The sequence below is a fragment of the Rhizobium sp. C4 genome, from assembly GCF_021026315.1.
Lineage (GTDB): Bacteria > Pseudomonadota > Alphaproteobacteria > Rhizobiales > Rhizobiaceae > Ensifer_A.
Genome location: NZ_JAJNCX010000033.1, coordinates 1 through 10,273 on the forward strand (window position 1 = coordinate 1; position 10,273 = coordinate 10,273).

At 59.6% G+C, this 10,273-nt stretch carries 7 protein-coding genes and 3 pseudogenes; 8 read left to right on the forward strand and 2 right to left on the reverse strand.

Annotated elements, in window-relative coordinates:
* The 7 genes and pseudogenes from LQK84_RS24685 to rpsA all read left to right on the forward strand — a co-directional run.
* Nucleotides 1-104: pseudogene (locus LQK84_RS24685) on the forward strand (IS110 family transposase); the annotation flags it as partial.
* 391 nt (nt 105-495) lie between these two features.
* Nucleotides 496-692: pseudogene (locus tag LQK84_RS24690) on the forward strand (IS630 family transposase); the annotation flags it as partial.
* Between the two features lie 76 nt (nt 693-768).
* A pseudogene (locus tag LQK84_RS24695) lies at nt 769-1,102 on the forward strand (transposase); the annotation flags it as partial.
* A gap of 276 nt (nt 1,103-1,378) precedes the next feature.
* Complete coding sequence (locus LQK84_RS24700; protein WP_230831446.1) at nt 1,379-2,011, forward strand: CatB-related O-acetyltransferase; 633 nt, start codon at nt 1,379-1,381, stop codon at nt 2,009-2,011.
* A gap of 590 nt (nt 2,012-2,601) precedes the next feature.
* The gene (locus LQK84_RS24705) at nt 2,602-4,593 is read left to right on the forward strand and encodes an oleate hydratase (RefSeq protein WP_230831447.1); all 1,992 of its coding nucleotides are present in this window, start codon (nt 2,602-2,604) and stop codon (nt 4,591-4,593) included.
* A gap of 178 nt (nt 4,594-4,771) precedes the next feature.
* Entirely contained in the window at nt 4,772-5,395 is a 624-nt protein-coding gene (gene cmk, locus LQK84_RS24710) for a (d)CMP kinase (protein WP_230831448.1), read from the forward strand.
* A 173-nt stretch (nt 5,396-5,568) separates the two neighbouring features.
* On the forward strand, nt 5,569-7,269 hold the full coding sequence (gene rpsA / locus LQK84_RS24715; RefSeq protein ID WP_230831449.1) for a 30S ribosomal protein S1: 1,701 nt from the start codon (nt 5,569-5,571) through the stop codon (nt 7,267-7,269).
* A 95-nt stretch (nt 7,270-7,364) separates the two neighbouring features.
* Here rpsA and LQK84_RS24720 read toward each other — a convergent pair whose 3' ends face one another.
* The gene (locus LQK84_RS24720; protein ID WP_230831450.1) at nt 7,365-8,351 is read right to left on the reverse strand and encodes a zinc-binding dehydrogenase; all 987 of its coding nucleotides are present in this window, start codon (nt 8,349-8,351) and stop codon (nt 7,365-7,367) included.
* Nucleotides 8,352-8,364: 13 nt separating this feature from the next.
* Complete coding sequence (locus LQK84_RS24725; RefSeq protein WP_230831451.1) at nt 8,365-8,742, reverse strand: YybH family protein; 378 nt, start codon at nt 8,740-8,742, stop codon at nt 8,365-8,367.
* A 121-nt stretch (nt 8,743-8,863) separates the two neighbouring features.
* On the opposite strand from LQK84_RS24725, the gene LQK84_RS24730 reads away from it, so the two are divergent.
* On the forward strand, nt 8,864-9,787 hold the full coding sequence (locus tag LQK84_RS24730) for a LysR family transcriptional regulator (RefSeq protein WP_230831452.1): 924 nt from the start codon (nt 8,864-8,866) through the stop codon (nt 9,785-9,787).
* Nucleotides 9,788-10,273: the final 486 nt, after the last annotated feature.

Consider the following 10,273-nt stretch of genomic DNA (forward strand, 5'->3'; position numbering starts at 1 on the left):
GAAAAGCACCAAAGGTCGCCATCACCGCCATCATGCGAAAGCTCGTCGTCCTCGCAAACGCACTGCTCAAAAGCAACCGCAAATGGACACAAAAAACCGCTTGATCAACACGGATACTCTAGGGTGCTGCCTATAAACGAATTCTGGATTAATACTATCAGTTTAGGGCCGTTTCACCCGGCCCAATTGGACAACGCTGGGATTTGAGCGCGAAGCAGACGCCGTTGACGAAATAATACGTAATGGAGAAGGTTCTATCAGCCGACCGTTGGTGAAACGCATGTTGAGAAATCCTGCAGCGGAATGATCACGCGCATCGGACAGCTGGAATCTATGCGCCTCGAGATCAACGTTTGCTCAACACGTATCGGAGCCTGAAGTATTCAGTTTGCGCGGTTCTAGGGCGCGTCCGATGAACGCGGAATCGCGTTGAGGATTTCCTTGGTTGGGGAATTCTGATTCCATCGCCCGACTGGTGATTTGGTCGGAGGCAATATGGCCCGAGCTTTCAGTGATGATCTGCGTATCCGCGTTCTGGCTGCGTCACACGATGGCATGTCGGCGCGTTCAGCGGCGTCCCGATTTCAACGGCCATCGCCTGGATTGCGAGTGCACGGGTGGGTAGGTTGACGCCTGCGAAGCAGGGCCGACGCGGCGGTTCATGCCTGGATGCCCACGAAAAGTTCATCCTCTGATCCCCAAAAACTGGACCGTTCATAATTGGAGTTTTCCGCTTTAACTTCTCGGCTGGGAACAGGAGCGGAAGCGATGAAGGCATCGGAGTTTTGGACGCGCAGAAGGCGTTCATATTGAAGCAGGGTGATGACGGTGTGCCGGTGGCGGAGATCTGCCGGGAGGCCGGGATCAGCCAGGCGACGTATTTCAATTGGCGCAAGAAATATGCGGGCCTGTTGCCGGACGAGATGCGGCGGCTCAAAGCTTTGGAAGATGAGAATTCCAGGCTGAAGAAGATCGTCGCCGATCTGACGCTGGACCGGGAAATGCTTCAGGATGTCATCCGCCGAAAACTCTAAGGCCTGCCCGGCAGCGAAAGCTGGTCGACGGGATGCTGGTGGATTGGGGGATATCGATCCGGCGGTCCAAGGTTCGGGCTCAGAGCACGGGATCCAGCCGCGCAATGTCCATCGCGCAGAGACTCCCTTAGCAACATGAGTCCTTTCAGCCCGCAGACGCGGGCTGGCTGGATGCCGGATCAGGTCCGGCATGACGGAGGGTGGAGGGGCCGCGCGCGCCAAGCATCAAGACTATTCATCGCAGCGATCTGCATTGTGAGATCGATTCATCGCGTTTCGCGAATTAGCCTCTCCAAAGTCCGAACATCCGTTTTGAGCAAAACGGCCTTACCCATAGGTCTTCCATGGCAATTCTCGACGCAAGCCTCGTCCATCCGATCACCCTGCCCGATGGCACGGTCTATCGTGACACGGTCTATCTGGCGAACGTGATCGATCATCCGCGCATGGAGATCGGCGATTTCAGCTACTTCACGCATTCCGGGCCGGTCGAAGACACGGCTTATATTCTAGCGCCGTTTCTCGGTCATGAGGTTCGCGAGCGGCTGGTGATCGGCAAGTTCGTGCAGATTGCGCGCGGGACCTATTTCATCACCAGTTCGGCGAACCATCCGATGAACGGGTTCACCACCTACCCGTTCCGCATCTTCAAGCCCGAGACGTTTGGTTACAAGGACCTGCCGGTGAAGGACACGATTGTCGGGCATGATGTGTGGATCGGGCAGAATGCGGCGATCATGCCGGGGGTCCACATTGGTACGGGCGCGATTGTCGCCGCGGCCTCCGTCGTCGCGCGCGATGTGCCGCCTTATGCCGTCGTCGGCGGGAACCCGGCGGCGATCATCCGGATGCGCTATCCCGATGACGTGATCGCCGAACTGCTCGAGATTGCCTGGTGGGACTGGCCGCTCGAGAAGATCGAGGCAAACCTTGCCGCGTTGAGCAACGGGGATCTCGCGGCGTTGCGGCGGGCTTAGGCCCGCCTTGCCACCACAGGCAAGGGGACGTTTTCGCGGCGGATTGCGGAGGCTTATGGCATTTCTATGCTGCGCTGACCTACCCGTTCCGGACCTTGGCACCCCCTCTCCTCCGTCATCCCGGACTTGATCCGGGATCCAGCCGCGCGATGTCCATCGCGCGAGAGACTGCCTTTATGAAACGAGTCCTCTCAGCCCGCAGACGCGGCTGGCTGGATGCCGGATAAGGTCCGGCATGACGGAGAGTGGAGGGGCCGCGCGCGCCAAGCATCAAGACTATTCATTTCAGCGATCTGCTTTGCGACACGGCTCCCGGCGGATTGCGGCCGCGAGCCACCGAGCGGTTTGTGGCAGGCTGCAGTCTCGGCGGACGTTCCCAAAACTCCCCTCCCAAAGTTGAGCCATGTCAAAGTCCGCCTCGTGCTGCGGATGTAGACAGGCCTTGCTTGACTAGTAAGGCAACCGAACCACCGCGAAGGGCGCGTCCAGAACACCTCGCCATGTCAGGCTCCGAGATGAACCGGGATCTTGCGCGCCCAAACCCGGGCGCTCTTCAAAATTCCGGACTTGGCAACAAAGAGGTCAAGACCATGAGCACAGAGAAATTTCCAGGACTGAATGCCCCAGTCGTTGCTCCCGAGGGCTTCGAATTCGAGCCGGACGCGGCAGGCAGCTATTGGCATAACACGCCTGAAAACACGCGTCCGCCTTTCGACATGATCGGCATGTACCAGCGCAACAAGCCGCTTGCCACGCCCGGCATCGAGAGCCGCAAGGCTTATATTGTCGGCACCGGCATTGCCGGGCTGGCCGCCGCCTTCTACCTGATCCGCGATGCGCATATGCCGGCGGAGAATATCACCATCCTTGAAAATCTCCCCGTCGAGGGCGGTTCGCTGGATGGGGCGGGCAATGCGGAGGATGGGTTCATCATTCGCGGCGGCCGCGAGATGAACTGGAACTACGATAATTTCTGGGACATTTTCCAGGATGTTCCGGCGCTGGAACTGCCCGAAGGCTATTCGGTTCTCGACGAATATCGCATGGTCAACGATGCCGATCCCAACTGGTCGAAGGCCCGGCTGATGCACAAGCAGGGCCAGATCAAGGACTTCTCCAGTTTCGGCCTCAGCAAATCCGAGCAGCTGGAGGTGATGCGTCTTCTCCTCAAGCGCAAGGACGAGCTCGATGACATCACGGTGGAGCAGTATTTCTCCAAGGGGTTCCTGGCCAGCAATTTCTGGATGTTCTGGCGCACCATGTTTGCCTTCCAGAACTGGCATAGCGTGCTGGAAATGAAGCTCTACCTGCACCGCTTCCTCGACGCGGTCGACGGCTTTGCCGACATGTCGACGCTGGTCTTCCCGAAATACAACCAGTTCGACAGTTTCGTGCGTCCGCTGTCCAGGATGCTGCACGACAAGGGCGTCAAGGTTCGTTGCGACATGCAGGTCCGCAATCTCAGGCTGGAGATCGTGGGCGACAGGAAGACGGTGACGGGTCTTGTCTGCCGGAGCCATGCGGGCGCTGAAGAGGTCATCGATGTCGATCCCCGCGATCTCGTTTTCGCGATTACCGGCTCGCTGACGGAAGGCACCGCCTATGGCGATCTCGACACCGCTCCGGACTTGCAGCGCGGCAAGGTCGAGCCCGGCGAAGACAGCGACTGGGTTCTCTGGAAGAACCTGGCGAAGACCTCGCCGGTTTTCGGCAAGCCCGAGAAATTCTATTGCGACACCGACCGCTCGATGTGGGAATCGGCCACGCTGACCTGCAAGCCGTCGCCTTTCGTCGAAAAACTGAAGGAACTCTCGGTCAACGACCCCTATTCGGGACGCACCGTGACCGGCGGGATCATCACCTTCACCGACAGCGCATGGCTCTTGAGCGTGACCTGCAACCGCCAGCCGCATTTCCCCAACCAGCCCGCCGATACGCTGGTCCTTTGGGTCTATGCGCTCTTCATGGACAAGAATGGCGACTATGTGAAAAAGCCGATGCCGCAATGCACCGGCAAGGAGGTTCTCGCCGAGCTTTGCTATCATCTGGGCATTGTCGATCAGCTGGAAGAGATTGCCGCCAACACCAAGGTTCGCCTCGCGCTGATGCCCTACATCACCGCCGAGTTCATGCCGCGCGCGGCCGGCGACAGGCCGCATGTCGTGCCGGAAGGCTGCACGAATCTCGGCCTGCTGGGGCAGTTCGTCGAAACCCGCAACGACATCGTCTTCACGATGGAAAGCTCGGTGCGCACCGCGCGCGTTGCCGTCTACACGCTGCTGAATATCCCGAAGCAGGTGCCGGATCTCAACCCGACGCAATATGACATCCGCAACATGCTGAAGGGCGCGCGGGCGCTGAACAACAACCAGCCTTTCCTGGGCGAACGGTTGCTGCACCGGTTGCTCGACAACACCTATTACGCCCATATCCTGCCGCCGCTTCCCGAAGCGGAGGAGAAGAAGGCCGGCCATTTCGAGGAAGAGCTCGAAAAGCTGATGAAGATGGGCGACGGCGTGCTCAAGACTTTCGGGTCCAAGGTGGCCGATATCGCGGAATATCTGCGCAAGAAGGCCTCATGAGGCAGGTCTGCCGCTGAACGGACGCCGCGCATTCGATGAAACGGATGCGCGGCGTTTCTTTGTCCTGTCTTTGTCTGGCCTTTGTCTGGCCGATCCGCCCGCTCGCCGATCGTCGGCCCTTGCCTTCCCCACCCTGCCCCACTAAATCCTCCGCAACGCCCAACCGGAGACCCCACCCATGCCAGTCATCGCCATCGACGGACCTGCGGCTGCCGGCAAGGGGACGCTTTCGCGGCGGATTGCGGAAACCTATGGCTTTCATCATCTCGATACGGGGCTGACCTATCGCGCCTGCGCCAAGGCGCTGCTGGATGCCGGCTTGCCGCTCGACGATGAGGCTCAGGCTGCAGATATGGCACTGAAGGTCGATCTTTCGGGGTTGGATCGTTCGGTGCTTTCGGCGCACGCGATTGGCGAGGCGGCATCCAAGATTGCGGTGATGCCTTCCGTGCGGCGCGCGCTGGTCGAGGCGCAGCGGGCGTTTTCTCGGCGGCTGCCCGGCACGGTGCTGGATGGGCGCGACATCGGGACGGTGGTCTGCCCGGATGCGGCGGTGAAGCTTTATGTCACGGCGTCGGCGGAGGTCAGGGCCAAGCGCCGGTTTGACGAGATTGTTTCGGGTGGCGGCGAGGCGGTTTTCGAGGATGTTCTGGCCGATGTGATCAAGCGCGACGAGCGCGACATGAACCGCGCCGACAGCCCTTTGAAACCGGCGGACGATGCGCACTTGATCGATACGACCGAAATGGGTATAGAGGCCGCATTCCAGGCGGCGAAACGTCTCATCGACGCTGCCTTGTAATATCGTTCGGCAAAAGCGCTTTGCGGTTTTGCTGTCATAACATGAAATGAGCCGCAAGCCGTCCTCGCGCCGGATTGCCTTTCTTCCAAAGAAGGGCGGACGTGATCTTGTGGTTGTCAACAACGCTAACCCCCGGTGCGACGTGCCACATGACGGCACATTTTGGAGTTTCCATGTCTGCTACATCCAAGATGGAGGACTTCGCGTCCCTCCTCGAAGAATCCTTTGCAAAGAACGACCTCGCTGAAGGTTACGTTGCCAAGGGCATCATCACGGCCATCGAAAAGGACGTCGCCATCATCGACGTCGGTCTGAAGGTCGAAGGCCGCGTTCCGCTCAAGGAATTCGGCGCCAAGGCACGTGACGGCTCGCTGAAGGTCGGCGACGAAGTCGAAGTCTTCATCGAACGCATCGAAAACGCGCTCGGCGAAGCTGTTCTGTCGCGCGAGAAGGCTCGCCGCGAAGAGAGCTGGGGCCGCCTGGAACAGAAGTTTGAAGCCGGCGAACGCGTCGAAGGCGTCATCTTCAACCAGGTCAAGGGTGGTTTCACCGTCGATCTCGACGGCGCTGTTGCCTTCCTTCCGCGCTCGCAGGTCGATATCCGTCCGATCCGCGACGTCACGCCGCTCATGCACAACCCGCAGCCCTTCGAAATCCTCAAGATGGACAAGCGCCGCGGCAACATCGTGGTTTCGCGCCGCACGGTTCTCGAAGAGTCGCGTGCCGAACAGCGTTCGGAAATCGTCCAGAACCTCGAAGAGGGTCAGGTTGTTGAGGGCGTCGTCAAGAACATCACCGATTACGGTGCGTTCGTTGACCTCGGCGGCATCGACGGCCTGCTGCACGTCACCGACATGGCATGGCGCCGCGTCAACCATCCGTCGGAAATCCTGAACATCGGCCAGTCGGTCAAGGTTCAGATCATCCGCATCAACCAGGAAACCCACCGCATCTCGCTCGGCATGAAGCAGCTCGAGTCCGATCCGTGGGATGGCATCTCGGCCAAGTATCCGGATGGCAAGAAGATCAAGGGCACCGTCACGAACATCACCGACTACGGTGCGTTCGTTGAGCTGGAGCCGGGCATCGAAGGCCTCATCCACATCTCCGAAATGTCCTGGACCAAGAAGAACGTACATCCCGGCAAGATCCTGTCCACGAGCCAGGAAGTCGACGTTGTCGTTCTCGAAGTCGATCCGTCCAAGCGTCGCATCTCGCTCGGCCTCAAGCAGACGCTTGAGAACCCGTGGCAGGCATTCGCTCACAGCCATCCGGCTGGCACGGAAGTCGAAGGCGAAGTCAAGAACAAGACCGAATTCGGCCTGTTCATCGGCCTCGACGGCGATGTGGACGGCATGGTTCACCTCTCCGACCTCGACTGGAACCGTCCGGGCGAACAGGTCATCGAAGAGTTCAACAAGGGCGACGTCGTCAAGGCTGTCGTTCTGGACGTTGACGTCGACAAGGAGCGCATCTCGCTCGGCATCAAGCAGCTCGGCAAGGATGCCGTCGGCGATGCCGCAACGAGTGGCGACCTGCGCAAGAACTCGGTCGTTTCGTGCGAAGTGACCGCGATCAACGACGGTGGCATCGAAGTCAAGCTCGTCAACCACGAAGAGCTGACCTCGTTCATCCGCCGCGCTGACCTGTCGCGTGACCGTGACGAGCAGCGCCCCGAGCGCTTCCAGGTTGGTCAGGTTGTTGACGCCCGTGTCATCAACTTCTCCAAGAAGGACCGCAAGGTTGGCCTGTCGATCAAGGCTCTGGAAATCGCTGAAGAGAAGGAAGCCGTCGCACAGTTCGGTTCGTCCGACTCGGGCGCTTCCCTCGGCGACATCCTCGGTGCCGCTCTGAAGAACCGCGACCAGAACTAAGTTCTCGCGTTTCAGTGAATTGAATAGCCCGCGTGGAGCGATCCACGCGGGCTTTTTTGTCCTGTCTGGCGGGAACTTGCGGTCTCGTTTCCCTGTCAGAGCTGCACCACCAACTTGCCGAGACCTCGGTTGCTTTCCATATGGCCATGCGCAACCGGAACATCGCCGAAGTCGAAGATGCGGCTCACGAGCGACGGTATGCGGCCCTCGGCCATGTCATGGGCAATTGCCGCAAGCGGCGCGTCGCCGAGTGGCAGCGCATCAGTGCCGAAAAGTCCGCTCGGAAAGAAGGCCAGATTGATCGCGCCCGGCAGATCCTGCATCAGATGAAAATTTTCCAGAACCGGGGGACCGCCCAACAAGCCGATCACCGCAACGCCGCCGAAGGGTCTGACGGCCCGGATCGTGTCTCGGAGCGTAGCGGCGCCGACGACTTCCAACGCCGCATCGACACCGCCGGACGCGACGTCCCGAACCTGATCGGCGATCGCGCCGTCATCGACCAATGCCGCATCCGCTCCGATCGAATGCAGACGTTCGAGATTGTCGGACGAACGGGACGTCGCGATCACCTTGAGGCCCAGCCATTTCGCATAGGCAATGGCGGCGAGCCCTACCGAGGATGTAGCGCCACGAACGAGAAGTGTCTGGCCCTTTTGGATGGCGAGCCGGCGTGTCAGCGCGCCCCAGACGGTCAAATACGCTTCCGGAAGCGCGGCAAGCTCCGCCCAGGAGAGGGAAGTATCGCCGAGATCGACGACATTGTCGCGCAACACTGTCACTTCCTCGGCATAGCTGCCAGGGCGGCCGAACTGCAGCCCGCCCATGGCGGTGGCCACACGCTGTCCGACCCGGAACTGACCGGAGGCGTCAGCGATCACCTCACCAACAGCCTCGATGCCTGGTACGCGCGGTGCGGTGATCTCGCCCATCCGGCCGGCGCGCAGATAGGTCTCGGCCCGGTTGAGGCCAAAGGCACGAACCCTGATCCGTAACTCGTTCGGCCCTGCTTCCCGCCTCGGTATGTCTTGCAGTTGGAGCACTTCGGGACCGCCAGCGCGTTCAATCACATAAGCTTTCATGGGGTTGGCCTCCTCAGCCGCGCGGTTCGCTGGTGGCAAACAGGTAGCGATGTATCTTCCAGGCGCCGTCATCCTTGCGGAAGATGAAGAGCTCGTTGTTGCCCTCCGCCACCTCGACATTCGCGTCGAGAATTCTTGTGCGACCTGCAGAACTGGTGCGCGCCCATGCCCATTCGTCCGTCTCGACGACGTCATGAATGGTGAAGACCACATCGAGCTTCAGGGTGGCGAAAACCTGCTCGTAACCGGCCCGAACCGCTGCTCGTCCGACAAGCGCGGGCGCATGTTGCGGCATGAACACCGGGTCTGTTCCATACAGGCTCAAGATAGTGTCGAGGTCATTGCCGTTAAGGGCGGTTTCATAAGTCTTGAGAGCGGATTTTATCGACATTGTTATCTCCTTCAAATTTCAAAAGCTGCCATTGCTCTGGCACTAAGGAAGCTAACCCACTCATAATTGACTTTATAGATTGTCATCCGGTAGCTTTCCTCTCAAAAATGATAGGGAATCCATGGACCTCAACGCCGTTCAAATGTTCATTCAGTCCGTACAGGCAGGTAGCCTGTCGGCGGGGGCGGAACGGGCTGGCATTCCGCTCGCGACGCTCAGTCGGCAAGTACGCAAGCTGGAGCGGCAATTGGGCATCCAATTGCTGGAGCGTTCTGTGAGGGGAATCCGGCTGACGGATGCGGGCATGCGGCTCTATGAGCATGCCACGCGCGGCCTCGACGCCTTTGCCGAGGCCGAACGGTCCGTGAGAAGCGACCAGGCCCAGTTGCGAGGGCGCCTGCGCCTGTCATTGCCGACCGTCTTTGAGCCGTGGTGGGAGCTGATTGCCGCATTTCAGCGACAGTTTCCCAACATCGAGGTCAATGTCTATTCGACCGACCGCCGGATTGATCATCTTCAGGACGGGATCGACGTGGCCCTGCGGGTCGGAGCCATCACGCATGAGGCAATGCTGGCTCGCCGTCTTCTTTCATACCGTCATGTCGTGGTTGCAGCGCCGCTTTTCTTGGAACGCTTCGGCCAGGTTGAGACGATCGAGGTCTTGCAAGGACTGCCTTGCGCAGCGTGGTGCCGGGATGCCAACAGCCGGCCCGTCTGGCGCTTCAAGGACCAGACCATCGAACCGCGCACGGTGATGACCACCAACGATTATCTTCATCTGCGACAACTCGTAGTCGCGGGCGACGTGCTCACAGAGTTGCCGCCCTTCCTCGCCGCGGAGGCATTGGAGAGCGGGAAACTGCGTGAGGTGTTGCCGCATCAACCCTTGCCAGCGCAGGAGGTCAACCTGCTCTATCCGCTGCACCGCAACCCCTCCAGTATCGTTCGGGCCTATCTCGATTTCTGCCAGAAATCCGTACACGATTATGTGAGGGTAGCTGACATCGGGAGCAAAGGTCGCGATAGTGAGTCCGGTGCAGGCTGACGCAGCCACAAGCTACCGTATCGGCCATGGTTTCAATACCATCAAAGCGTCGATGCGGATTCAGCGCGCGTAATTCGGTTCGTCCGACAGCGTTGTTTCGCTCGGCGAAATCCTGAGCGCCGCTCTGAAGAACCGCGACCAGAACTAAGGTTCTCGCGTTTCCATGAATTGAAGAGCCCGCGTGGAGCGATCCACGCGGGCTTTTTGTTTGTTTGGGGGGATGGCCCTCCTCTCCCCTTGTGGGGGAGGAAGCGATTTCAACATTTAGCCGCAGGCTAAGTGTTAGAAATCGCAGATGAGGGGTTCGGTTTTGGCACGGACAGCACCCCCCCCCCTCACCAAGCCTGCCTCGCCAATCGCCTTCGGCTCTTGGGGCAGGCTATCCTCTCCCACAAGGGGACCGTTGCAAAATTCCACTGATATGATTCACTGGTTCTGCAGCGGCTGGAGGCGGTGGGATGTCAGTTCGTCGGGAAGGTCAGTTCA

Bases quoted from the DNA above. Each gene is read 5' to 3' on its own strand.
- cmk (WP_230831448.1), top strand. From the start codon at position 4,772: ATGCCAGTCATCGCCATCGACGGACCTGCGGCTGCCGGCAAGGGGACG.
- LQK84_RS24725 (WP_230831451.1), bottom strand. From the start codon at position 8,742: ATGTCGATAAAATCCGCTCTCAAGACTTATGAAACCGCCCTTAACGGC.
- LQK84_RS24720 (WP_230831450.1), bottom strand. From the start codon at position 8,351: ATGAAAGCTTATGTGATTGAACGCGCTGGCGGTCCCGAAGTGCTCCAA.
- LQK84_RS24705 (WP_230831447.1), top strand. From the start codon at position 2,602: ATGAGCACAGAGAAATTTCCAGGACTGAATGCCCCAGTCGTTGCTCCC.
- LQK84_RS24700 (WP_230831446.1), top strand. From the start codon at position 1,379: ATGGCAATTCTCGACGCAAGCCTCGTCCATCCGATCACCCTGCCCGAT.
- rpsA (WP_230831449.1), top strand. From the start codon at position 5,569: ATGTCTGCTACATCCAAGATGGAGGACTTCGCGTCCCTCCTCGAAGAA.
- LQK84_RS24730 (WP_230831452.1), top strand. From the start codon at position 8,864: ATGGACCTCAACGCCGTTCAAATGTTCATTCAGTCCGTACAGGCAGGT.